The organism is Verrucosispora sp. NA02020, assembly GCF_013364215.1.
Classification (GTDB): domain Bacteria; phylum Actinomycetota; class Actinomycetes; order Mycobacteriales; family Micromonosporaceae; genus Micromonospora.
In genome coordinates, this window is sequence record NZ_CP054923.1 from 1,140,981 (window position 1) to 1,165,303 (window position 24,323).

Annotated in this window: 22 protein-coding genes; 13 read left to right on the forward strand and 9 right to left on the reverse strand. The window is 68.3% G+C overall.

Features of this window, described 5'->3' with window-relative positions; translation table 11 throughout:
* Positions 1-216 precede the first annotated feature (216 nt).
* Both HUT12_RS04925 and HUT12_RS04930 read left to right on the forward strand, forming a co-directional pair.
* Positions 217-717 carry a hypothetical protein gene (locus HUT12_RS04925; protein WP_176092619.1) on the forward strand — a complete coding sequence of 167 codons (501 nt, stop codon included), beginning with the start codon at positions 217-219 and terminating at the stop codon, positions 715-717.
* Positions 718-861: 144 nt separating this feature from the next.
* Positions 862-2,049, forward strand: a complete 1,188-nt coding sequence (locus HUT12_RS04930; RefSeq protein WP_176092620.1) for a hypothetical protein — start codon at positions 862-864, stop codon at positions 2,047-2,049.
* 67 nt (positions 2,050-2,116) lie between these two features.
* On the opposite strand, the gene HUT12_RS32655 is transcribed toward HUT12_RS04930, so the two are convergent.
* Both HUT12_RS32655 and HUT12_RS04940 read right to left on the reverse strand, forming a co-directional pair.
* Positions 2,117-2,449 carry a hypothetical protein gene (locus HUT12_RS32655; RefSeq protein ID WP_176092621.1) on the reverse strand — a complete coding sequence of 111 codons (333 nt, stop codon included), beginning with the start codon at positions 2,447-2,449 and terminating at the stop codon, positions 2,117-2,119.
* 1,287 nt (positions 2,450-3,736) lie between these two features.
* Complete coding sequence (locus tag HUT12_RS04940; RefSeq protein ID WP_176092622.1) at positions 3,737-4,258, reverse strand: hypothetical protein; 522 nt, start codon at positions 4,256-4,258, stop codon at positions 3,737-3,739.
* Positions 4,259-4,819: 561 nt separating this feature from the next.
* On the opposite strand from HUT12_RS04940, the gene HUT12_RS04945 reads away from it, so the two are divergent.
* Positions 4,820-5,353: a nucleoside 2-deoxyribosyltransferase gene (locus tag HUT12_RS04945; RefSeq protein ID WP_176092623.1), complete on the forward strand. Its 534-nt coding sequence runs from the start codon at positions 4,820-4,822 to the stop codon at positions 5,351-5,353.
* A 567-nt stretch (positions 5,354-5,920) separates the two neighbouring features.
* On the opposite strand, the gene HUT12_RS04950 is transcribed toward HUT12_RS04945, so the two are convergent.
* From HUT12_RS04950 to HUT12_RS32555, 6 genes are all read right to left on the reverse strand, one after another.
* Positions 5,921-7,447 carry a tyrosine-type recombinase/integrase gene (locus HUT12_RS04950; protein ID WP_176092624.1) on the reverse strand — a complete coding sequence of 509 codons (1,527 nt, stop codon included), beginning with the start codon at positions 7,445-7,447 and terminating at the stop codon, positions 5,921-5,923.
* A 91-nt stretch (positions 7,448-7,538) separates the two neighbouring features.
* Positions 7,539-7,808 carry a helix-turn-helix domain-containing protein gene (locus HUT12_RS04955; protein WP_176092625.1) on the reverse strand — a complete coding sequence of 90 codons (270 nt, stop codon included), beginning with the start codon at positions 7,806-7,808 and terminating at the stop codon, positions 7,539-7,541.
* Between the two features lie 152 nt (positions 7,809-7,960).
* A complete protein-coding gene (locus HUT12_RS04960) occupies positions 7,961-8,398 on the reverse strand; it encodes an XF1762 family protein (RefSeq protein ID WP_368660299.1) in 438 nt (145 codons plus the stop codon).
* Between the two features lie 14 nt (positions 8,399-8,412).
* Positions 8,413-9,588: a site-specific DNA-methyltransferase gene (locus HUT12_RS04965; protein ID WP_176092627.1), complete on the reverse strand. Its 1,176-nt coding sequence runs from the start codon at positions 9,586-9,588 to the stop codon at positions 8,413-8,415.
* Positions 9,585-10,358 carry a hypothetical protein gene (locus HUT12_RS32550; RefSeq protein WP_217705947.1) on the reverse strand — a complete coding sequence of 258 codons (774 nt, stop codon included), beginning with the start codon at positions 10,356-10,358 and terminating at the stop codon, positions 9,585-9,587. Before HUT12_RS32550 ends, HUT12_RS04965 begins: the two co-directional genes overlap by 4 nt.
* A complete protein-coding gene (locus HUT12_RS32555; protein WP_217705948.1) occupies positions 10,327-10,884 on the reverse strand; it encodes a DNA cytosine methyltransferase in 558 nt (185 codons plus the stop codon). The genes HUT12_RS32550 and HUT12_RS32555 overlap by 32 nt, the downstream gene beginning before the upstream one ends.
* A 661-nt stretch (positions 10,885-11,545) precedes the next feature.
* Here HUT12_RS32555 and HUT12_RS32660 point away from each other — a divergent pair.
* The 5 genes from HUT12_RS32660 (at position 11,546) to HUT12_RS04995 (ending at position 16,649) form a co-directional block, all read left to right on the forward strand.
* Entirely contained in the window at positions 11,546-11,770 is a 225-nt protein-coding gene (locus tag HUT12_RS32660) for a hypothetical protein (protein WP_254876718.1), read from the forward strand.
* A 398-nt stretch (positions 11,771-12,168) separates the two neighbouring features.
* Positions 12,169-12,591: a hypothetical protein gene (locus HUT12_RS04980; protein WP_254876719.1), complete on the forward strand. Its 423-nt coding sequence runs from the start codon at positions 12,169-12,171 to the stop codon at positions 12,589-12,591.
* 35 nt (positions 12,592-12,626) lie between these two features.
* Positions 12,627-14,294, forward strand: a complete 1,668-nt coding sequence (locus HUT12_RS04985) for a hypothetical protein (protein ID WP_176092629.1) — start codon at positions 12,627-12,629, stop codon at positions 14,292-14,294.
* A 45-nt stretch (positions 14,295-14,339) separates the two neighbouring features.
* Positions 14,340-15,484 (forward strand): IS3 family transposase gene (locus tag HUT12_RS04990; RefSeq protein WP_176092604.1). Its coding sequence is split into 2 segments (ribosomal slippage): positions 14,340-14,613 and positions 14,613-15,484, totalling 1,146 coding nucleotides; the frame shifts between segments, so codons are not numbered across the junction.
* A 229-nt stretch (positions 15,485-15,713) separates the two neighbouring features.
* Positions 15,714-16,649: a hypothetical protein gene (locus tag HUT12_RS04995; protein ID WP_176092630.1), complete on the forward strand. Its 936-nt coding sequence runs from the start codon at positions 15,714-15,716 to the stop codon at positions 16,647-16,649.
* A 5-nt stretch (positions 16,650-16,654) separates the two neighbouring features.
* On the opposite strand, the gene HUT12_RS05000 is transcribed toward HUT12_RS04995, so the two are convergent.
* A complete protein-coding gene (locus HUT12_RS05000) occupies positions 16,655-17,296 on the reverse strand; it encodes an HAD family hydrolase (protein ID WP_176092631.1) in 642 nt (213 codons plus the stop codon).
* Between the two features lie 249 nt (positions 17,297-17,545).
* On the opposite strand from HUT12_RS05000, the gene fxlM reads away from it, so the two are divergent.
* The 5 genes from fxlM to HUT12_RS05025 all read left to right on the forward strand — a co-directional run bounded on the left by fxlM (position 17,546) and on the right by HUT12_RS05025 (position 24,322).
* Positions 17,546-18,805, forward strand: coding sequence for a methyltransferase, FxLD system (gene fxlM, locus HUT12_RS05005; RefSeq protein WP_176092632.1), 1,260 nt, complete (start codon positions 17,546-17,548; stop codon positions 18,803-18,805).
* A 61-nt stretch (positions 18,806-18,866) separates the two neighbouring features.
* Positions 18,867-19,067 (forward strand): FxLD family lanthipeptide, encoded by a 201-nt coding sequence (locus HUT12_RS05010; RefSeq protein WP_176092633.1) that lies wholly within the window; start codon positions 18,867-18,869, stop codon positions 19,065-19,067.
* Between the two features lie 199 nt (positions 19,068-19,266).
* Positions 19,267-22,203, forward strand: coding sequence for a lantibiotic dehydratase (locus HUT12_RS05015; RefSeq protein WP_217705949.1), 2,937 nt, complete (start codon positions 19,267-19,269; stop codon positions 22,201-22,203).
* On the forward strand, positions 22,191-23,411 hold the full coding sequence (locus HUT12_RS05020) for a lanthionine synthetase C family protein (RefSeq protein ID WP_176092635.1): 1,221 nt from the start codon (positions 22,191-22,193) through the stop codon (positions 23,409-23,411). The genes HUT12_RS05015 and HUT12_RS05020 overlap by 13 nt, the downstream gene beginning before the upstream one ends.
* 65 nt (positions 23,412-23,476) lie before the next feature.
* Positions 23,477-24,322, forward strand: a complete 846-nt coding sequence (locus tag HUT12_RS05025; RefSeq protein ID WP_176092636.1) for a thiopeptide-type bacteriocin biosynthesis protein — start codon at positions 23,477-23,479, stop codon at positions 24,320-24,322.
* Position 24,323: the final 1 nt, after the last annotated feature.

Genomic DNA, 24,323 nt, shown 5'->3' on the forward strand with positions numbered 1-24,323 from the left:
ACCATTCGCCTAGCGCACCTGATCGCGGTCATCGCGTTCGTACACACGCCGATCTCGCTGATCGCCATCTGCGGCACCTACCTGGTGACCGCCTTGGCCCTGCGTAGGGGCCTTGCTGCACTCAGCCCGCCGACAACAAGGTCAGAACCCCATCACGGCGCGTGCTTGGTTGATTGCATTAAGCTCCCATCAACGAAGCCGACGAGGGAGGTCCCGGTGAAGCAGCACACCGCAGACGGTGCCATGCTCGGAACCGGCAACTGGTCGCTCGTACCTCCGGGTAGCGACGACTTCGAGGTCTACGGAGGGGCAGCAACGGTTCAGCGAGCGCGGGAGTGGGCGTTCAAGTACCAGCTTCTGCTGTATCGCGGTCCGGCTCAGGCGTGCGTGCATGGGTTGTACCGCATGGACGTCTGCACCTTCTCGGCCTGCACATCAGTCGGGATGGACCACACCCAGATCTGGGTGCAGCACGACGGCCGCACCGCGTTCCTGCTGACCCACCCGTACGCCGAAGACATCCCGGATAAGCTGCGGGTCTACGCCGAAATGCACGGCCTCAGTATCCGCTCGAATCCGTTCGACGGCTGGTACGGCCATGGCACCCTTCCGATCCGGTTGACGATCCCGCCTGACTGGCCGCTGTGGCCCATCGAACGAGACTCAGTCCTGCTGCTGCACACGCAGCCGGTGGAGTGGCCGGAGAGCTACGAGTAGCGGCACCGAGCGACACCACCAAGCCGCACCGCTCTGGCCAGCGCTGCCGCCGACTACGACGTCCGACTGCTGTCAGCGCGAATGTTGGATCCCCATCAGTGGCGCCCAGCATCATGGGTGGGCGCGGCCGCTAAGGAGGCCCCAGTGGCAGAAGCTGTGCGGCACATCCGACTACAGATCGATCTAAACCTCAGCAGGGCGGATCTGGGGCACCCCGACCGGCCGGGGCTGTGGCAGGAGCTTCGGTCGCGGACAATCCACGCCGGTGAGCTGCGGTGCATGGGAGCCTGCTACACGAAAGACCCGGACTGCCCAGAGTGGATGTACCTCAAGGGAAAGCCGGACGGCACCGGCTTTCGTCAGGCCGTACACCTCAACCGATCCGCCGCCAGGAACCACCCCGACGCCATCGAGACTGACAAGCACAAGGCCCTGAAGGAGCGCGTCGCAACCGTCTCCGAGCGGGCAGGCTTCTCCGTCGAGGTAGAGGCCCGCTCGACTTCCGGCAAGCGGGTCACCGACGTGCTCGTGCGTGGCGAGGGTGGACTGCTGCTCGGGCACGAGCTCCAAGTATCAAAGCTGTCCATCCCGACCATCAAGAAGCGCGTCAGGATCGCCCGTGGGGACGGCTTGATGCCGATGTGGACGACCGACAACCCTGCTGTGCAGATCGAGCACCGTGTTGCCTGGGCGACGATCCCGCCGACCAACGCGGGCTGGGTTCGAACCGGCAACGAGCTGCTCGTGTCCGGTGGTGCCCGCGACGCTGACATCGACCGGTGCGGCCGCCGTGAAGCGTACTGCCCAGTCACTCGGAAGCGGCCTTGCGGCAAGCTGCACGTCTACCTTCTAGCAACCCGTGGTCTCAACCTCGATGACCTCGTCGTCGGGGCAGCTGCGGGCGCCTGGCGGTCACTCGAAGAGACTGACTCGCGCGGCCGGCCCATGTACTACTGGGTGACGGCCGACGACATGGAGCGGTACCTGAACGACCGCGAAGGGCGAAGGCCGGTCCCGAACATCGAGCTGGACCCGGATCCTGGCACCAGCGGGACGATGGTGCCCCGAGAATTGGAACTCGACTGCAACTACGGCGTCGACACCGGATACCGTCGCCCCCCGACACTGCCCCGTGATCGCCCCGGGCCGGTAGTGATCGACCTGGGGAATTCCGGCGTCAAGCCGACAGTCAGCCTGGTCTGGACGCACCATGCGACTGGCGAACTACAGCCATGTCGAATCTGTCAAAAGGGTGCAATCATGCGGGACGAGAACGGCCACCCTTGTCACAAGGTTTGCGCAGAGGAGGAAGTGGCGAAGCAGGGCCGTTGACCAACCCAGGAGTAGCGGAGCGCCCGCTGAGTAGGACCCGCAGGCGCACGCCTGGGCTGTGCGGCGCTTACTGCTGAGGCGGGTACGGGCCGGGAGGCGGCTGCGGCACCACCGTAGTGGTGGAGCGGCTCTTGCTCTGGGCGAACCACCAGTGGATCGGCCAGATCAGCCACATGATTCCGCAGGTGAAGAACCCGCCGATGGCGTACAAGAGGTGCATCCAGCCAGGGATGCCGCCCGACGCGACGGTGGTCTGCTGGTAGCCCATCGGTGGCGGGTAGCCGTGCGGCGGCGGGTACGGGCCGGGGGGTGGGTACTGGCCAGCCGAGGGCGGCGGGTAGGTGCCGGGCTGCTCGGGAAAGGTCGGCGGTTGCCGCAAGGTCGGGTCGTCGGGATGCATCGAGACAGGCTATCGCCGAAGGTCCATGTCGGAGGGACGGCTACTCGGGCAGAAGATAGCCCGTCGACCGGACCGGTCGGCGGGCTCCTTGGCGCTCCGGCGGGCGTTACCGGTTGGCGAGGTGGTGCGTTCGGCTGCGGTGGTCTGCATCAGCGGCGACGGGTACGGGCGCATGAAGCTGACCCGGGTGGCCTGGTGGGGCAGCGCCATGACGTGCCCCAGTTCGTGAGCGATCAGCCACCGGCGGGCGGTGGCGTCGTAGCCGAGGCTGCAAGCCTTCGTCAGATCGAGGTTGATGGTGGTGGTCCGGGACCTGATCCGGGGACGCTACGGCCGCACCATCGACAGCTGCCGATCTTGCGTTGTCGGTGGGTGTGTCGTACGCCGTGCACACCATGGCCTGGCCGGGGCAGGATAGATCCATGCCCGAGGTGCCTGACTACGGTTGCCCACCTGATGCCGATGCTTAAGGGCGCTGACGCCTTCTCGGCTCACCCGAGTGGCGACGTGAACGTCGGAGCCCCTGACGCCCTGGTCGCCCAGCTTCGCACGGTCGCCCTCGCTTTGGGGAAGAGCGCCGCCGAGTTGACCACGGCCGCCGACTCGGCTGGCCACAGCGACGCAGCGAATGCTCTTTGTCGGGCGGCGGCCAGCCAAGTCGATTCGGCGCAGGCCCTCGCCGTAGCGGTGCAAGGACTTCAGACGCCCCGGGTGTTGCGGGGTAGGCGGTCGGCCCTCGGCAACCGGGTTAGCTCCGACTAATCAGTACGGCGTGCAGCCCCGCTAGTCCGATCACCGCACCGAAGATACCCAGGGCAAAACTAATCGCGGTCACCTGGTCCGTTATGAACCCGCGCCAGTAGTATCCCTTGCTGGCAGCACCCGTGTACCAGTACATGAAGGCCACTGCCACGTACGCGGGGAGTGACAGTGTGATTGCCAGTCCAATTCGCTGGCTGACGAATTGTGCGACGGCGTCCTTGGTTTGGCCGCGCAAAAGGCGGCCAGCCGAGGGCCGAACCGTGCCGAAGCTAGCCCTGGTTTCGTGCCCGGTGGCGAGGCACGCTCGGTCCCTCTTTTCAATATCCACAACGCTAGCACCACCAACCCTGGCCGTGCCGGAGAAGGCGACATCAACATTCGCCCGGCCGCCTGACGCCGAGCCAGGAGCGGATGTCGTGGAAGGCATCCGCTGCGCACGCGGGCTCACTCTTCTCGACTCCCTCTCTACCGCAGCGCGCACCCTACGAAGCTCGGCTTGCGCCCTGCCAGCGCCAGACGACGTACTCATGGCATCACTCCCGTCATAGGGATGTTTGCCAACACCATCTGCGATGGTGCAGGCACCCTTAGTAGGATGGCCTGTGAGGCCTCGGTTCCCGCACCCGGGGTGCGGGAACCGAGACCGATACCAGTCAGCGCACTGGATGTCACCCGGGCGATGTCCTTGATGGAGCTAGCGAGCGTGGGAGAGTCGTCTTTCCATCCGCCGTGCCAGCCAATCCGGATCTGATCGTGCCCGGCGCGGCATGCCTTGGTGGCGAACCCGCGCCGCAGCGGATGACCCGCATACGCAGACGCGGTGTCGACCCTGGCGGCAAGCGGGGTCCGCTGCACGACGATGGCGACAGTCTGGGAGCTGATCCGGCCGTCAGTCGTAGCGCGCCCGTGCGGGGCACGACCGAGCTGGCCGTGCTTGTCGATCCGCCGGAACAGGGCACCGCTGGCGACACCGCGCTCCGCGAGGGCGGCGAGCCAGGCCCGCACGGTGTGGACCTTGTGGATGTAGGTGTTGGTGCCGTACGGCACGTCCCGCGCCGCTTCGGTAGCGAGCCTGGCCCGCGCCGGTCGAGCGGTGGGCGACCGCGACGGCGGTCAGGGCACGGTTGATGGTGGCGGGTGCTTTGCCTTTGTCGGCGAGGGGGTTGACGTATTCGGTGTCCACAACGTGCAGTCGCCCGTACTGATGCAGCAGAGCGGCGATCGCCTCAGCGTTGAGTCCGTCGTTGATCGGCTACTGGCCGGTGGGAGTGAGGTTGGCGGGAATCATGCGCCGTGCTCCGACCCGAGCGAGGAAGCAGCGGAGGCCGCCGCAGTACGCGCGGAGGGTGAGTCGGCCTTGGCGCGGCGGAGCCGGTTCAGTGCGGACGCGGACGGCTAGTTGAAGGCTTGGGAGGCGGTGGGCACGAGGGCGCCCAGGTCGCTCACCCGGGACGGATTCTCATTCACGAGCAGTGAGGATTATCGTGAATGAGGGTTCGTTGGTGGCGACACGCTGGACATGCCCGACTCCCTCTCGGAAGGACGGCTTCGCCGGATACGGTCCCTACGGTCGCCCGCCTCCCCGCCCTAACCGAGAGGACGAACCCGATGAGCACCTTCGAGGGCATCCGTGTCTACGCCGCCGGAAAGATCACCCAGAACGGCTGGCGACACAGCCTGTTCCCGATCTTCGACGACGCCGACACCACCAACCCCGACCGGCAGCCGTGGCCGGAAGAGGTCCGCATTCCCGCTCTGCCGGGCGCGGTCTACGTCGGCCCGCATTTCATGAGTGATGATCACGGCTGCTACCACGGGGAGAATATGCACGGGGTCGCCGCTGGCGAGCACGCCTGCGGCGGCGCCTATCCGGGCCTTTCCCGGCCGGAGGTCGCGCAGCGGTGCCTCGCCGCGATCCGACTATCCACCCACGTGTTCGCCTGGCTGGACGACCCGACGTGCCATGGCAGCCTGGTCGAGATCGGATACGCGCGGGCACTGGGCAAGCAGGTGTTCGTGTACACCAAGGCCGGGCAGAAGGATCTGGCAGACCTGTGGTTCGCAAAGCAGATCGCCAATGCTCACGCCGAGGCGGCCACGGCCGAGGGGGCGTTGGCGGACTTCCGGCTGCGGGTCAGCTGATCTCGGGCACGGCCAGCCCGGAGGGTTGCCTCGGTTCCCTCCGGCTGACGTCCTCGTCGTTGTCCGGATCGCGTTGATCGCTGTGTGTCGCGGCGATGATCGCTCGTGCCCTACGTAGCGCTTCCACGTTGCCGACCCGACACCACGGCCATTGACGTCCCGGTCCAGCTTGGTGGCCACCGGCAGGAGCAACTCCCGGATGATCTGTGCGTTCCGGGCGCGGGTGCGGTTGGACGACATCAGCCGGTGCACGCAGCTGACGAAGTCGAGCACCAACTACCGGCTCTCGCCCGCCGTAGGCCGCTGACAAGCCGGATAAATTGGTTAATAGCCGATGTCAGGGGTTGATCGCCATTCTCGCCCTTTAGGCGAGGGCTGATCTCGGCGCTGCCAGTACAACAGACGTGGCCCGCGTGGATCATCCACCGTGCGAATGAGGATGTCGGCAGATGCTACGCGGACTCCGTCTGACCCGTTACGTGCACCGCCCACAAGCGGCGAGCGCGCTATCCGTCGGGGATCTCGGTGAGTGAGTTTCAGCGGCGGACGGCGCTGCCAATGACCGCGTCACGCGGCGGAACGGCGTCCGCCCTCCGCCTCAAGGTCCCCGCCGCGTGGGCGTCGGCGGGGGATGAGTTTGGTGGTGGCTTCGGCGGTGGAGTGTTTGAGTTCCTGGAGCACGCTGGTGTAGGTGTCGGCGGTCAGTTTGTAGCTGGCGTGTCCGAGGGTGTCTTGGATCTCCTTGATGCCGGCTCCGGCGGCGAGCATCAGGGTGGCGGCGGTGTGTCGCAGGTCGTGGAACCGGATGGGTGGGAGTCCGGCGCGGGTGACGTGCCGGTCGAAGCGGGTCGTGATCAGTTCGGGGTGCCATGGGCGTCCGTCGCGGCGGACGAAGAAGACGTCGCTGTGATGCCACCGGTCTCCGGCGGAGAGTTTCCAGGCGGCGCGCCGGGCGAGGTACTCGCGTAGCCCCGCCACCGTCTCCTTGGCCAGCGGCACCACCCGGTCACCCGCGGCGGATTTCACCGCCTTCTCGATGACCTTGTAGCCGACGCTGGTGCGTTGGTCGACGATGGTCAACTCGTTGGCGGTCAGGTCGACGTCGTAGTCGTGGAGTCCGGCGAGTTCCCCGCGGCGGGGTCCGCAGTGCACGGCGAGGTCGAACAGGGCGGACAGTTCCAGGTCGTGGGCGTCGACGTAGTCGAGGAACTCGCCGACCTGCTGCGGGGTCCACACCATCACCGGGCTGGGACGTCGGCCGGTGTGACGCCACCGGTTGACCGCGGAGGCGGCCCAGAGTCGCGGCTTGGGTGGGGCCCCGGAGCGCAGGATCACCGACTCCGCCGGGTTGTGGTCGACGAGCCTGTGCCGGTACAGGCGACGGGCGTCGTTAAGTGCCTTGCGGAGGGTGGCCAGGATGCGGTGCATGCTCGCCGGTCCGACCGTCCGCACTCCCTTGACGCTGTCACGCACGGACTGCTGTTCGCTTCGGCGGGCGGTGAGGATCTCGGCGTTGCGGGCCTCGATGCCGGCGAACACCGACTGGATGTGCCCGGCGGTGAGGGTGTGCAGCGGTACGTCGCCGAGCTTAGGGATCCAGTACTTGTTGATGTGATCGCGGTAGCTGCGCAGGGTGGCCGGTGCGAGGCCGGTGACGTCGGTGATCCAGGTGGTGAGGTAGACGCCGAGGGTCAACGGCGCACCGGCATCGACGGTGGGCGCGCCCGCGCCGCCGCTTGCTGGGGTGGTGTGGAGGTCGCGGGCGAGGGTGTCGCGGTCGGGTAGCGGTTCACCGTGCCGGAGGCGGTGCAGCAGGTCGGCGACGTGACGGCGCAGGAGTCTGTCGGTGCCGCCGAGGTCGAGCAGCGCCTGCGCGCGGTCGCGTTCGGTGGCGGCGGCGTCGCGGGTGTCGAACCCGGCACGCCGCAGTTGCCGTCTGGCCCCGGTGGCGTCGGGTGGGAGTTCGAGTTGGTACGCCCACATGCCGTGGTGGGGGTTCCATCCGTTGCCGCGGCGCAGCCTGGGGCACTTCACGCCGAGGCGTTTGCCGTTGTGGCGGCAGCCGCAGCGTTTGGTGATGGATCCATCGGCCATCGGAACAAGGTCTCCTTCGTGCCGATGCCGGGCGGGCATCGGATTGTCGGGTGTCGTTGGATGGTGATCCACGCTCGGTCGCGGGGACGGGTCAAGTCACCTGCGGTGGGCGGTCGAGGTCGGTGGCGGTGAGGACGGCGATGATGGCCGGTACGGACACCCGGTAGCGGGAGCCGATCCTCATGACCGGTATCGGCAGCCTGTTGGAACGGGCCAGCTCGTAGGCACTACTCCGGGACAGACCGAAGATGGCGCCCGCGGTGGCGACGTCGGTGGTCGTGCCGAGCGCGCGGACCTTGTCGAGGCTCCACGTGTCACTGCCCGACGCCGCCGTGGCGGTCGAGGTTCGGTCGGATGACATGACGTACTCCTTGAACGGCGGTTGAGAATCGGAATGACTCGGGGCCGCCCCCAGCACGGGGCGGCCCCGAGAATCTGTGGGGATGCTGCGGAATCGACGTCGTCGGCGCCGGCCGTGCAACGCCTCCCGCACAGACGAGTGAAGGCGGGTCGCTAGTCGGGGGCGTGCCACCGCTGGCGACCGATGTGGGCGGTGCCGTGATCGGTGCGAGGTCGGCTCGGCCGGGACCAGCCCGGTGCCGGTGCACGGGTGGCGAGGACGCGCCATCCGGCGGCCCGCAGGCTGACTCCGGACTCGCCGTCCTGCGTGTAGGTGATCAGGCGGCGGTAGCCGAGTGCTCGGGCCGCCCGCCACGCTGCGGCGTAGAGCAGCGAGTTCGCGTTGCGGGTGCCGTCGGTGGCGACCCTGGTCACCTCAAGCGTCTGGCCGTCGTCGAGCATCCGCGCCACCGGACGCCCGACGACGGCGACGCCGACCAGGACGCCGTCCTGGTCGGCGGCCCCGATGCTGAACTTGTGGCCACGCGGCGGCCGGTGATGCCGATGCCAGTCCTCGACGAATCTGCAGGCTTGGGCGAAGGACACCGGCACCGTTCGTAGGCGGCTCACCCGCCGTCCTCGCGCGACGAGTCGTGGGGCAGATGCGGGGCGAGTCGGTACAGCGCCTCGTCGTGGAACGCGGGGCTGATGTCGACGCCCAGGTACCGGCGGCCGAGGTGCAGTGCGGCGAGACCGGTGGTGCCGGCGCCGGAGAACGGGTCCAGGACCACACCGCTGGGCGGGCAGCCGGCCGCGATCGCTCGCAGCAGTAGGTCGATCGGGAACGGCGCCACATGCGATCCCCGGTAGGGGCGGGTCGCGATCCGCCACACGTCGCCCGGGTTGCGTCCTTTCGGATGGGCGGCGGTGTGGGCGTGGCCGAGTGGAACGAGGTTTCCCCGCCCGGCCCGAGACTCGACCCGACTCTCCTCCGCGCCGTACTTGGCGGCGCCGTAGGCGGTGGTACCGCGGCGGCGTGCGGTCGCCCCGATCCCGCCGGTGCGGCCCTTGCGGGACCCGCCGATGATCCGGGTCCCGTCAGCGGCCTGCGGTCTGGCCAGCGGGATCCGAATCGGGTCGAGGTCGAAGTAGTAGGAGTGGGATCTGGTGAGCAGGAACAGCAGTTCGTAGCTGGCGGACAGGCGGTCGCGGACGGACTCGGGCATCGGGTTGCTCTTGGCCCAGATGACCGCGTTGCGCAGCCACCACCCGCGCGATTGCAGGGCGAAAGCGACCTGCCAGGGCACCCCGACCAGATTCTTCGGAGGGAGCATGTCCTGGACGCGCGGCCTGGCGGGTCGCAACCCGCCGGGTTGCGGCCGGCCTCCCTTCGGTGCGCCGCCTGCGGCGCTGCTGTAGCAGTCGCCGAGGTTGACCCAACAGGTCCCTGTCGGCGCGAGGACTCGTTTGGCCTGCTCGAAGACCGCGACGAGGTTGTCGAGGTAGTCGTCCAGGGTGGCTTCGAGTCCGTACTGCGGGTCGACCCACCGGGCGCGGCAGGCCGGGCAGGTGATGCCGTCGGTGCGGCGGGTCCGGCCGAGCGGGTGCGGGCAGGCCGGGTCTCCGCCGCTCCAGGCGCCGGTGCCGTAGTCGCGCAACCCCCAGAACGGCGGGCTGGTGACGACGCAGTCGACGCTGGCGTCGGGCATCGCGGCGAGCACCTGGCGGGCGTCTCCGAGATACAGCTCGACCGGGCCGACGCGCCGATACCGGTAGTCGTCCAGGGTCCTGGGATCGGTCATGCCGGCACCGCCCACCGGTGCGGGCACAGCAGCAGCCGCAACGCGACGGCTGCCTGTTGAGGGACGACGCCGTTACCGAGGACCCGCAGCGCCGCGGTGCGCGGCACCGCGAGCGTCGGGTCGGTCACATGGCCCGCATCCAGGCCCATAAGCCATTCCACGAACGGCGGCGCCAGGACCGGTTTGCCGTGCCGTCCCGGTTGGGTCGGCGCCGGCGCCGGACGGCCGAGCAGCAGCTCCCACCGGGCCACCGCCGCGGCGTACGGACCCCACCGGTCGGCGTCGGGCCGGCCCAGCCCGGCCACGGTGGTGCGTAGGTCCGCTCCACCGTCACCGTGCCTGCCGGGCCCGTGCGCGTCGGAGGCACGCGGAGTGGGCAGCGTCCGGACCGGAACCCGCACGGCCGCCGAGGGCAGGGTGAGGTCGCCGTGCGACCCGCGTTGCCCGGGGCAGCCCTTGACGCCGTCGGTCGCTCTGGGGGTGGGCAGCAGAACCTGCGACAACGGTGGCCGCCACCCGGTACCGGCCCGCCGGCCGGGGGTGCCGGTGTCGCTGGCTCTCGGCGTCGGCAGCAGCTTCGAGGCGACACCGGAGAGAGACGGCCGGCGGGCCGCCCCCGCCGAGAGGGACATGTTCGACCCGTAGGCCACCGCGGTCGGTGTCGGTAGCAGGCCGTGGCGGGTGCCGGTCGGCTCCACCAGGTCCGGCAGACCATAGGGGTGGCCGGGGCCCTTACCGTCACGGGCGCAGGGTGTCGGCAACGTCGGCACCCCCTCCCACTGGCGGGGCGGGAGTGGCCAGCAGGAACAGCCGGTCGCGTCGGTGAGCGGCACCGACGTCGGATGCGCGTAGGCATAGCCAGCTCGTGTCGTACCCGATCGTGGCCAGGTCACGGTGGACGACGTCGAGTCCTCGCCGCAGGAGGGCGGCGACGTTCTCCACGAACAGCAGCCGGGGTCGAAGGACGCGAACGGCGTCGGCGACGTGGTTCCAGACGCTGGAGTGTGCGCCGGTGATGCCGGCGCGGCGGCCGGCGTTGCTGATGTCCTGGCAGGGGAAACCGGCGGTGACGATGTCGACCGGCGGGACCCGCGTCCAGTCGACGGTGCCGATGTCGCCGAGGTTGGCGACCCCGGGCAAGTGATGGGCCAGGACGGTGGCGGCGTGCCGGTCGGTTTCGGCGTACCAGGTGAGTCGGCCGCCGAGCACCAGCTCGACGGCCAGGTCGAGACCGCCGTACCCGCTGCAGAGCGAGCCGATGCGCGGTCCGGCGTGGGGGGCGGGAAGGTCACTCACGCCACCTCCCGCGTCGGTGATTCCGGTCGGTCGGATCCGGTCGGCGCGGGTGGGACTTCTGTATCCGGGTGGGGGCAGGTCCACAGCCCGCAACCCGACGTTTCGTCGTCGACTGGATGAGGTCGTAGCCGCACCTGGTCGAGTGGGATGCGCTGCCGATGCAGGAAGAACCGCCCGCGGAGCGGCTGCCTGACGGCGTTGGCGAGGGCGGAGTCGTTGCGGATCGCGTGATCGAACGCGACGACGGCCGCCCTTGGCGCGGGGTTCTCGAATCTGAGCCGTGCCGATTCAGCGTCGGTGTTGAGCGGGCAGGCTACTCGGAATAGCGGACGTGCGTTCTGGCGTGGGCGTTGGTCATGGCGCTGGTGCGGCTGGGTTAGCTCTCGATCTATGGAAAGCAAGGTGACCTCTTCGCTGGTGCTGTTCTGGGTGAGGACGGGCGTGTTCGGGCATGCGTGCTCCTTCCGGGTTTTCGCGGGTGATTGAGGCCTGCCTGGTGGCGGACTCGATGACAGGACAGAGTTCATCGTTGGGCGGAGGGCCCTGATAGCCGGACGATCCGATGGAGGCCTGAGAGCAAGCGGACCGCGGGCGTCGGGCTGGCTCGTCCCGACTGGGAGACTCACCCGCTGAGTTCAGACGTTCCGCGCACGGTCGGGCGGTGGGTACGCCGGAGTTGATCCGGCTCGACACAGAGGCAATCGAGTGCGGGCTGAACCGCAATCACGGTTCCGGGTGGCTGGTGGAGTTCGCCGATACCGAAGCGACGCACTATCTGCGGCTGGTCCTCGTACACGGGGCGGTGCACCAGCCTGCGATCTCGCCGCACTGGCGGTTCATCCTGTTGCTGACGGTGCGAGCGGCCAGCAAGGCCTTGCCCTGCTAGATGTCTTGCGCACTCCGCTCAAGGGCTGGCCCGAGACGCTGGACGCGGCCACGAAGACGGAGATCGCTCACCGGCTAGAGCGTGAAGGTCGGCTGACGCAAGCGCAGTGGGCTGACCTCAACCCCTGCCCTACGTCAACATCCTCATGGTCTAGGACGTCCTTGCCGTCGACGGCTGGCCCTTCGTGCCGACCAGCGTGGGCTGACCTCGCTGGTTGAACCCACGGCGTCTCGAATGGTGGTCACCTTGATGTGGGCAGCCGGTTGATGTTGGCGACCCGCTCGCGGGAGCACTGGCAGAGAGGCGACAGGGCGCGGGGGCGGCCGGGTGGGAGTTGACACTGTGAAACACGCTAGCGTGACGGGAGTGCAACGGAAGGTGATCTTGTGGGTAGGTGGGTGGCAGCGATCGCCGGTGGGCTGCTGGTCGCTGGGCTGGGTGCTTTCCTGACCGTGCAGGGCTTGGACGACGCGGACAAGTGGGCCAGTGTGCTCGGGTTGTTCGTCGGCCTGGCCGGGCTGGGCCTCGCGGCGGCCGGTGCTGCCGGTACCCGTCGGCAGGCGCGGAACCAGTCGGTCGTGAACACCGTGGTTGGTGGCGGGGTGACCCAAGTCCGTGGGGTCCGCGGCAGCGTCCGTCTCGGCTCGGCTGCGACGCCGCCCACGGCCGCACCGCCGGTCGCTCCACCATCAGCGCCGACGGGAGGGCCGCCAGCGGCGGCCTCCGGTGGTGGTGGAGATCAGTTGGTGAGCGGGTCGTCGGTGACCGGCCCGGTGCGGCAGGTCGACGAGGTCGGCGGCGACGTCGAGATTGACCGGTGACCCACTGGCGGGTACCACGCCCGGGGCGGCAGGTGGTGACCGGAAGTGTCGTTTTCGGCGATGTCGTACAGATCTCGGGTGTCGACGGGGATGTGCTCGTCAGCCGGAACCCGCCGCCGTACCAGGTCGTCGCGGCAGACGACCGGCCGGTGTCGCTGAGCGTGGCCCGGGCCCGGGCCCAGCCGAGCCGCCTACTGCTGGCCCGCCATCAGATCGTGCCGTTCACCGGCCGCGAGAACACCCTGGACCGGCTGGCCGCCTGGATGAACTCCGACGCGCCGGTCGCGACCCTGCTGATACACGCCGCCGGCGGGCAGGGCAAGACCCGCCTCGCCGCGCACGTCAGCGCTCAATGCGCCACGGCGGGATGGGTGGTCTGGAAGATCACCCACATCCCCACGCCGGTCGCCGCGACCGCTACCACCGTTTCGCAGGTCGACGTGCCCGCCGCTGCGGTGCTGGCGGTGGTCGACTACGCCGACCGGTGGCCGGCATCGGCGCTGCTGTCCCTGCTCACCCAACTCAACGACCTGCATGCGCGTACCGGTATCCAGGTGCGGGTGCTGATGCTCGCCCGCTCCGACGGCTACTGGTGGCCGGCGCTGGCCGACCGAGCCGACAGCGATCTCGGCATCGACGTCGACCAGCTGCCGCTGCCCGCGCTGGCCTCCGATGGCGGTCACGACCGGCCGGGCCTGTTCACCGCCGCCGCCGACAGATTCGCCGCCGCCATGGACCTGACACCCCCCACCAGCGGCTGGACGGTGCCACCGCTGACACTGGCCGGCTACGGGCAAGTCCTGGCCGTACACATGACCGCCCTCGCGGCAGTCGACGCGCACCTTCACGATCAGGCCCCGCCCGCTGACCCCGGCGCGGTCTCGGCCCATCTGCTGAGCCGTGAACAGGCCTACTGGCAACACCTGTACACCCGCAGCGAAGCGCCCCTACACACCCCGCCGGGGATGATGCACCGCACGGTCCTCACCGCCACCCTGACCGGCAGCCAACCCCGCGCCGCCGCCCGCCAGGCCCTCGCCTGGACCCGATTTACCGACACCGCGCAGACTGCTGACCAGGTCATCGACGACCACACCGTCTGCTACCCGCCGACCGACGTCCGCGCCGTGTTCGAACCCCTGCACCCCGACCGGCTCGGCGAAGACCTGATCGCCCTCACGACCCCCGGCCACGGCCGCGACAACCGGCTGGGACGCGACTGGGCCGCCGACGCGATCACTGGTCTACTGACCACTGCACCCTCATCGGCATGGTCCGCTACCGCGGTCACTGTCCTCGTCGAAACCGCCCACCGGTGGCCGCACGTCGCCACCGACGTGCTGTACCCACTCGTACACGCACATCCGCAACAGGTGATTGCCGCCGGTGGAGCCACCATCACTCGACTGGCCAGTATCCCCGGCATCGACTTGGACGTCTTACAAGCCCTCGAACCGCTGCTGCCCGACCACCGGCACATCGACCTCGACATCGCCGCTGCCGCCATCACCACCACCCTCACTACCCACCGTCTGGCCGGCACCACCGACCCCGCAGAACAAGCTCTGCTGCACGCCACCCACGCCTATCGGTTGGCCAACGCCGGCCGCCACCAGCAGGCCCTGGTTCCGGCTGAGGAGGCCGTGAGTATTTACCGGCGGTTGGCCGAGGTCGATCGGGGGGACTGCACCCGGTTTGGTTGACTCCTGACCTGTGAGGATGCGTTCCTCGCTGGAAGGATGTCTGTCATGCCGAAAGCGTTTCCGCCGGAGTTCCGTCGTGACGTGGTCGCGGTCGCGCGTAAGGGCGAGGCGCCGTTGCGGCAGATCGCGAAGGACTTCGGGATCTCCGAGGGCTGTCTGCACCGCTGGCTCAAGCTCGCCGATGTCGAGGACGGTGTCCGTTCCGGGGCCACCAGCAGCGAGTCAGCGGAACTGCGAGAGCTGCGTCGGCGTAACAAGCTTCTGGAGCAGGAGAACGAGATCCTGCGGCGGGCGGCGGCGTTCTTCGCCCGGGATATCTCCCCAAAATGATGTACCCGCTGGTCGGTGACCTGGCCGCGGACGGGATCCCCGTCGCGGTGACCTGCCGGGTGTTGGGGTTCAGTAAGCAGGCCTACTACGCATGGCGCGCCGAGCCGGTGTCGCGACGTGACGTCGACGACGCCCATCTGATCAACGCCGCCCTGGACATCCACCACGATGATCCGGCGTTCGGGTACCGGTTCATCGCCGACGAACTCCCCGCCCACGGCATCACCGCCGGCCCGAACCGGGTCGCCCGGCTGTGCTCACAGCAGCGCATCTGGTCGGTGTTCGCCAAGCGCAAGGGGCTCACGCGGCGGGCCGGGCCGCCGGTGCACGACGACCTGGTGCACCGCCGGTTCACCGCCGACGCCCCGAACCGGCTGTGGCTGACCGACATCACCGAACACCCCACCGCCGAGGGCAAGCTCTACCTGTGCGTGATCAAGGACGTGTACTCCGGCCGGATCGTCGGCTACTCCATCGACACCCGGATGAAAGCCTCTCTGGCCGTCGCGGCGCTGTCCAACGCGGTCCGACTACGCGATCCGGCCGGCACCGTGGTCCACTCGGACAGGGGCAGCCAATTCCGGTCTAGGAAATTTGTGAAGGCATTGCACCGCAACGGATTGGTCGGCTCGATGGGCCGCGTCGGCGCCTGCGGCGACAACGCCGCGATGGAATCGTTCTTCGCCCTACTGCAACGCAACGTCCTGGACCGGCAACGCTGGAGCACCCGCCACGACCTGCGCCTGGCGATGGTGACCTGGATCGAACGGACCTACCACCGCCGACGACGGCAACAACGCCTCGGACGCCTCACCCCGATCGAGTTTGAGACAATCAACCAGCCCACACACCCGACCTGAACCACTCAACCCCGCGAGTCAACCAAACCCGGGGCAGTCCCACACGCACTGGACCAGTTGCGAACGCCGAGCAGCACTGCGCGCCTTCTTCGGAGTCACCACCGACGCAGAACTTGGCCTCTACCCCAACCGCCGTACCGAGTCCCGCACTACAACGACCACCAACCTCGACCAGCCACGCACCTACGAGCCGAGTCCGCTTCGCCCACCCGCCAGCGTCGACCTAGCCGTGATCCGTGCATCCCTCGACACGTTCGACCTCCCACCAGACGGCGTAATACGCTCCCCCGCCGAACTCAATGAGGCGGTGGCTGGCCTAATCCGCTTACGGCTACGATCGAACTACCAACGGCTCGCAATGGTTCTTCCCTCGCTGTTGGATGAGCTCCACCGTGCACAGATCGCGTGGACCGGCCAGCGGGGAAGCATCGCGACGCTCCTGCTCACGCAGGCATATCGTGCCGCCGATGCTCTGGCGGACAAGTTTGGCCACCACGATCTGTCGGCCCGAATCATCGCGATGATGACCGATGCCGCCCGACGTACCGGAGATGCGACCGTCCTCGCCACAGCGCACTATGTTCGCGGCGAGCTGTTTTTCGAGAACGGTCGCCCGGACCTCGGCCGCGCTGTCCTGGAGAAAGCTGCGGACGAAGTCAGCACCTGCACCGGCACGTTCGCTTGGGCGGCGTACGGCGCGCTGCACATGCGCGCCGCTGTCCTAGCTGGCATCGCTCAACAATCCGAACAGGCTAAGGACCACCTTCGCGAGGCTGGTGAGTACGCGCAACTTGTGTCCGACGGCGAATACCATGGCACCGCCTTCGGACCTTCGTCCGTCCGGATACACGAAGTGACGCTTGCGGTTGACTCCGACGACCCGGACGCGGCACTGCGCGCAGCGCGCGGCTGGATACCGCCCAACGGCTTACCCGGCGAACGTCGCTCTCACTTCTACATAGACCTCGCGCGCGCCCACTCTCAGACCCGGTCGACCGAGCCGGCATGTGATGCGCTGTTTCAGGCCAAGTTGGCCGCCCCTGAACACGCACGAATCCACCCACAGGTACGCCAGGTCGTCAGCGATCTCCTACCCCGAGTCACCGCAGCCCACCCACTACATGACTACGTCAGATGGATGACCAGCACGGCTGCCACCGGTTAGATCAATCAGGTACGAAGCAACAGCGGCAACTCCATCAGCGAATCGAGCACCCACCTCGCGTTTTCGCGGACCGTAGGGTCGTTGGCCCACACGCGCCCCCACGGTCCTCGCTTGATCAAAGCTGCTCGGAGACCGGCTGCGCAGGCCGCCTTGATGTCATAGTCACGGTGGTCGCCAACATAGAGAATCTCCTCTGGGGCCCCTGGCGCGAACTCTTTTATCCGGGAGAAGAATGCCGCATCAGGTTTCGTGACGCCCCACTCAGCGGAGGTGGCGATCCCGTCCACCGGCAACTGCAAGGCACGGAGTAGTTCGCCTGCTCGTGCGGTCTGGTTGCCGGCAATCCCCACCCATAGCCCGCTGTCCCGCAACTGCTTGAGGGTGGGCCGGACGTCTGGATACAGGTCTTCGTCTTCGATCCGTTCGCCCTGACCTGCCTCTTCGCGGCGTTGCCGCTCGATCGTGAGATCGATCCCCGGACGCACGTACTCGAACGCCTCGGCGTTGTTCCGTCCCTGAGCGACGACAATCCCTACCAGAGCCGACAGCGTGTGCCGCGGCACGCTGAGCCAGTCTGCCCAGGCGTGGAACTCGCGAGTGTCGTCCAGCAACGTCTCGCCAACGTCGAACACCACCGACTTGATCACGCACGTCTCCCTTCCGGCCTAGCTCAGCAACAGTACGGCCGGGACAGAGAGGCGGACAGATGTGCCTCCCTGTCCAGTCACCCGCGCGTCCGGCCACCTGAACCCCGGCGGCCAGACCTCGTGACGGTGATCAGACCGCAACTTGGACCACAAAGTGGAATTCCCTGCGCCACCTACTTTCGATGAGTGTGTGGGGCGGGTTCAGGAACGCATCGGCCCTGCCACGAATCGTCGTGCTGGGGCCTCGGCATGCGGGGCTCTACAGGTTCATATCCGGGAACTTTTCAGCTAGGGAGTCAGTCCGTGACGAGCGCAGGTCAGCAGGCTGTACAGGATCCGGCGGCGCTCCGAGCGGCGATGGTGTCCGAACTGTGCGAGGACACCATCGCCTCGGAGGCGGTAGCGGCCGCGTTCCTGACGGTGCCTCGTCACGTGTTCGCGCCGGACGAGCCGCTGGCTGTGGTCTACGACGTGGACACGGCGCTGGTGACGAAGACCGGTCCGGACGGGAAGGCACTCAGTTCGGTGTCGGCGGCTCACATTCAGGCGGTGATGTTGGAGCAGGCCGGGATCGAGCCGGGAATGCGGGTGCTGGAGATCGGCTCGGGTGGTTACAACGCGGCCCTGCTCGCGGAGCTTGTCGGCGACGATGGTGCGGTGACGTCGGTGGACATCGACTCTGACATCGTGGCGCGGGCCCGTGCGTATCTCGACGAGGCCGGGTACGAGCGGGTGCGGGTGGTGCAGGCGGACGCCGAATACGGCGTGGCGGAGCATGCGCCGTACGACCGGATCATCGTCACGGTGGGGGCCTGGGACATCCCGCCGGCCTGGATCGAGCAGCTCACCGAGCGGGGCCGGATCGTCATGCCGCTGCGGTTCGCGGGCCTGTCCCGCTGCGTCGCGTTCGAACGGGCCGGAGCTGGTCTGGTCAGCCACAGTTACCGGCTCGGTGGCTTCGTGCCGATGCAGGGTGAGGGCACCTTCACCGAAACGCTGGTGCCGATCAACGGTGAGGCCACGTTGCGGATCGACGGACCCGATCCGGGATTCGACGTGCCGGCGCTGCGCAAGGCGATGCACGGGCGGAGGATCGAGCGGTGGTCCGGGGCGGCTTTCGATCTGCCCGACGAGTTGGAGCTGTTCGTGGTGACCAGCGCCCCCCAGGTGCCGTTCCTGCACGCCAGCCAGCAGCTCGTGGATCAGGGCGTGTTCACCCCGGCCGTCATGTACGGCACAGCGATCCTGATCGACGGGGGCAGCTTCGCCTACCGAACCAAACGCGAGAACGAGAGCACCGACGGCTGGGAGAGCGGCGTCTACGCCTACGGCCCGAACGCCGAGGAGATCGCCGACCGATACATCGCGCTGCTGCGCCGCTGGGCCACGCAGTACCGCCATCGCGGAGCCGCGCGTATCGAGTACATCCCCACCACCGCAGGCGACGCGCCGCCGGTCGGGTGGTACACGCCGAAGCGCCACGGCGTCGTCGCGGTCACTTGGCGCTGACAGCTACCGGCGCCCCCTGCCCTGGGGCGTCGGAGGATCACCCCTTCAAAAGGAGGCTGCCATGACGATCACGACCGAGGAGCGGAGCACCACGGCGTCACCGCCGGTGGACGGCAGGTCGGGCGAGTTCGGGCCGGACGACTGGGAGCTGGATGTCACGTTCATCGAGTCCGGCGAGAGCGTGGACAAGCTGATCTACATGACCAACGACGGCTGCGGGAAGACCTGCCAGTCGGCCTGCAGCACCACCTGCCCGAAGTAGATCGAGGTTCGGACGAGCCTGGCCGTGTTGCCGCGCGGCCAGGCTCGTCCCGTTCAGCGGAGGAACCGTGTATCGGCACGTGGACGCACTGGTGGTGCGGGCGGCGGTATGCACGCCGGACCGTCTGGCGCTGGGATGGCCAGACCTGACCGAGGCCGGGGCCGGCGCGGCAACGTGGCGGCCATGGTTACAGCAGGCGATGGCCGCGCGAGAGTTCGCAGCCGCCTTGGAGCAGGCGAGCCCTGTGCTCGCCGATCGCGTCCGGGTGATCTGCGACCGGCAGCCGATAGATGATCGGGAGATCCGCAGAGTTGTGGTGTCGGTCCTGCGGTACCTGCTCCGGGCAGGTCACCGGGCGACCCCCTACGGCCTGTTCGCCGGCGTCGCCCCGGCCCACATCGGGGCACAGACTGTGGTCCGAGTCGGTGAGGGACACCGGGCCGTGGTGCGGGTCCGGGCACCGTGGCTGGCCAGCATGGTCGACCGCCTGGAAGCAGATCCGGCACTTCTGCCGAACCTGACGGTCCGCGCCAACGATCGACTGATCTTCCGCAGCGACGAAGTCGTGCTGGAGGATCGCGCTCACCCGACACCACGTTCGGCACCGACCCACGTGCACGTGCGCGCCACAGCTGCGGTGTGCGCCGCACTCGCCGCAGCGAGACATCCGGTCCGGCTGGACGATCTGGCGAGTCAGCTCGCGGCCGACCACCGTGCCGATGTCGGCACCGTGTTCGTGTTGTTGGCCAAGATGGTGTCGCAGCGCCTCCTGCTGACCAACCTGCGACCAGCGACCACGTCCACCGACCCGTTGTCCGTCGTAGTTTCGCGGCTCGAACAGGCCCTGGCCAGCGACGACAGGCACACCACCGAGAACACCCGCGCTCCGGCACGCGCGACGCTCGGCGCGCTACGAACTCTGACCGGACACCACGCGGCGTCCCTCGGCACCTCTGGACAGCAGCGCAGCGTACTCACTGCGGCATTGGTTGCCCTACACCCCAATGACGAACCGCCCGTAGCCGTCGACCTGCGACTGGACGTCGACCTGCGACTTCCCGAGACAGTCACCGTCGAGGCCGCACAGGCAGCCGCCGCACTCGTGCGGCTGGCCCCGGCTGGCCATGCCGGATGGCAGGCGTGGCACCACCGCTTCCTGGAGCGGTACGGGCCGCACGCGCTGGTGCCGCTACGTGAGGTGGTAGACGCCGATGTCGGCCTCGGCTACCCCACCGGGTACCGCGGTGCCCTGCCCACCGCACCCGCCCCCGTCACGCAGCGGGACCGGAAGCTGCTGGCCTTAGCCCAGAAGGCGGCACTGCGGCGCCAGCACGAGGTCGTCCTCGACGACGCCACGATTCGCGACCTCGCTGGGGAGGTGTCAATCGCGCAGGCACAGCCCACTACAGAGTTGACCGTCACCATTCACGCCCGCAGCCGCCACGACCTCGATCGGGGGGACTTCCGGCTTCAGGTCGTCGGCGTGTCCCGTAACGCCGGCACCACCACCGGCCGATTCCTCGACCTGCTCGATCCCGTCGACCGTGACCGCATCGTCCACCAGTACGCGGCTCTGCCCACCACCACGAGCGGCGCGCTGCGCGCGCAGGTGTCGGCGGCGACGCCCTACACGGTCACCGAAGACGTGGCACGCGCCACGCAGGTGATCTCGCATCTCATCTCGCTCGGCGAGTACCACGACAACACGCCCGGTCGAATCGACCTCGACGACATCGCCGTCACCGCCGACGTCGACCGCGTGTACCTCGTTTCCATCTCGCGCCGTTGCCCGGTGGAGCCGATCATGTTCAACGCCGTCGAACAGGTGCACTACACCCTGCCGCTCGTACGGTTCCTCACCGAAGCCTCGGCCGCTTTCACCACGCCCTGTAGCGCGGTCGACTGGGGTGCCGCGAGCGGGCTGCCGTTCCTGCCTGCTCTGCGCTACCGGCGGACCGTCCTGTCCCCGGCACGCTGGCTGCTACCAGCCATCGACCTGCCCTCCCTCGCTGCGAGCTGGACGGCGTGGATCTGTGCCCTGGCCTCGTGGCGGAACGCGGTCGCGTGTCCCCAGCGGGTGTACCTCGGTGAGGGCGACCAGCGCATCGTCCTGGACCTTGACGAGCCCGCACACCTCGCGGTGCTGCGCGATCACCTCGGCCGGGCCGACATGGCGGTGCTCCACGCCGCACCAGTGGCGGACGCCGCCGGGTGGATCGACGGGCGGGCAAACGAAGTCGTCATTCCCCTGGCAGCGACGACCGATCCAGTGCCTCCCCCGCAGCGCCTCACCACCGCGCCGGTGGTCGATGTCCGCGCGCACGGTCACCTGCCGGGAGTGGGCGACCGCCTCTACGTCAAGCTGTACGGCCATCCCGACCGGCACACCACGATCCTGACCCGACACCTGCCGTCCCTGCTCGAACGACTGAGCCCGGACATGCGCTTCTGGTTCCTTCGCTACAACGACCCCGACCCCCACCTTCGGCTCCGTTTAACCGGCGGCGCCTACGAGACGACGGCCATCGGTACGTGGGCGCGACAGCTGCGCCATGGTGGCCTGATCGCCCGGATGCAGGTCGACACCGATTACCCGGAGCCAGCGCGCTTCGGCGGCCCTGCCGCCAGCACCACGCTGGAGGAGGTCTTCGACGCCGACTCGGCCGCGGCACTCCAGCAGCTCGCCTTCGCCGCACGAAAGCAGACACCCGATGTCCGTGCGGTGACCGCGGTCAGCATGCTGCACATCACCACCACACTCATCGGCAACGTGGCCGAAGGCATGCGATGGCTGATCGCGCACACCCGACCACACCGACCGGCCCCACCCCGCGACATCTACAACGGCACAGTCCGGCTGGCTGACCCGGACCAGTCCGGGCTGATGTCACTGCCCGATGGACAAGAACTCCTCGCTGCCTGGCTGCGGCGCGACCAGGTCCTGCGGACCTACCGCGACGTCCTGCACACCGCCCAGGTCACCGCCGACAGTGTGCTGCCCGATCTGCTGCATCTGCATCACACGCGGATGATCGGCCCGGACCCGGACAGCGAGCGCGCCTGCCTCCATCTCGCTCGCGCCGCCGCGCTGAGCTGGACCACCCGAGCACACGGAGAGCACCGATGTTCGGTGTGAACAGGACTGCGCTCACGGCAGCCACCACCATCGCTGACGCGCTCGCCGACCCACAGATCTTGCGACACGAGCCCTTGAGCGGCCGAGCCCGACCGCAGTCTCTCGCCGGTGGCGCGGTCGGCATCGCGCTGCTACACATCGAGCGTGCCCGCACCGGACACGGCGACGAGGCCCGCGTCCACGCCTGGCTGACGCACGCCGCGTCCGAGCCGATCAGCGCAGGCCCCAATGCGAACCTGTTCCACGGCGCGCCCGCACTCGGCTTCGCCCTGCACACCGCCGCGATGCCCCGGTACCGGCGCGCACTCGCGGCACTCGATGACAAGACGACCACGCTCACCCGCACGCGCCTGGCCACCGCCCATGGCCGCATCGGCCGAGGCGACCGGCTACAGATGCGGGAGTTCGACCTGATCCACGGCCTGACCGGACTCGGCGTCTACCACCTACACCGCCACCCCACACACCCCATCACCGGCGAGGTCATCGCCTACCTGACCCGTCTCACCCAATCCCCCGGTGGGACCGATGATCTGCCACCGTGGTGGATGCCGGTCGGCCTATCCGGCGAACCTGACGCCGACTTCCCGCTCGGACACGGCAACCTCGGAATTGCCCACGGCATCAGCGCGGTCCTGGCGCTGCTGTCCCTCGCGATCCTTCACAACATTCCTGCGGCCGGCCTGCAGGATGCGGTCGCTCGCCTCTGCGAATGGACCGACCAATGGCGTACGGATGAACCTGCCGGCACCTGGTGGCCCGGCTACCTCACCGTCGAACAAGCCCGAAGCCTCGCACCGCCGCACCGCCCCCGACCGTCCTGGTGTTACGGCATCAGCGGCACCGCACGTGCCCAGCACCTCGCCGGCCTCGCTCTCGGCGACACCGCTCGACAACACGCAGCCGAGGCAGCGATCCTCGCCACGCTACGCAACCCAGCACAGCTCGCCCTGCTACCCGGAATCGGGTTGTGCCACGGACAAGCGGGCCTACTCCAATCCGCCCTCCGCACAGCCGTCGACGCCCGCAACACCGCTATCGCCGCCGAACTACCCGACGTCGCAACCCACCTCAGCGCCCAACTGGCGCAGCCCATCACCGACCCCGAGCTCATGGACGGTGCTGCGGGCGCCGCGCTCGCGTTACACGCCTTCGGCACCGGCGCCGCCCCCGTCTCTCCCTGGGACGCCGTCCTCCTGCTGGGCTAACCACCACCCCGCCCGATGCATCCGATCCGCGATGTCGCCGACCTCATCCCTTGCAGAGAGGGCCTATGAACTCCACACGCTGGATGCACGTCACCGTTCAATTCCGGGATCAACCCTCTGCCGAGGACATCGCCGTCACCCGCGTGGCACCCCTATTCACTGCCGCTGAGGCCGACAGGCTCATCTCGGGCTGGTTCTTCATCCGCAAAGCAATCCAGTGGCGATTCCGTTACCTCCCCACAGACCAGAACGCCGACGCACGGGCGTACCTACTCGGTCACCTGTACGCACTCAGACGCACCGGACACCTCGCCTGGGCGACGCAGAGCATCTACGAACCCGAACTCCGTGCCTTCGGCGGAGACGAGGCGATGGAGGTCGCACACCGGCTCTGGCACGCCGACAGCCGCCACGTACTCACCTACCTCGCCGCCACCGCCGAGCACCCCACGACTCGACGCCGACGAGAGATGGCGATCCTGCTGGCCAGTGCGATGCTGCGTGCCGCCGGTCTGGACTGGTACGAGCAAGGCGATGTCTGGGCACAGGTGGCCCACCATCGGACACCACCCGACGGTCTCGACGCCGACACCGCAGCAACCCTCCAAGCGTCACTCCGCCAGCTCATGAGCACTGACGCAGACAGCTTCACGGTGCCCGGCAAGCCCTCTACCACTGCCTCGAACTGGACCACGTCATTCGCCACTTCAGGCCGCGACCTGGCCCGTCTCACCTCGTCCGGACACCTGCGACGCGGACTCCGCGACGTCCTGGCACACCACATCATCTTCGCGATGAACCGCCTCGGCCTACCCGCCACCACTCAGGCCGTTCTCTCCACACACGCCGCCACCGTGGTCTTCGGCCCCGACCCGACACTCGACGCTCCCGCACCCAACGGTTCGGCATGAG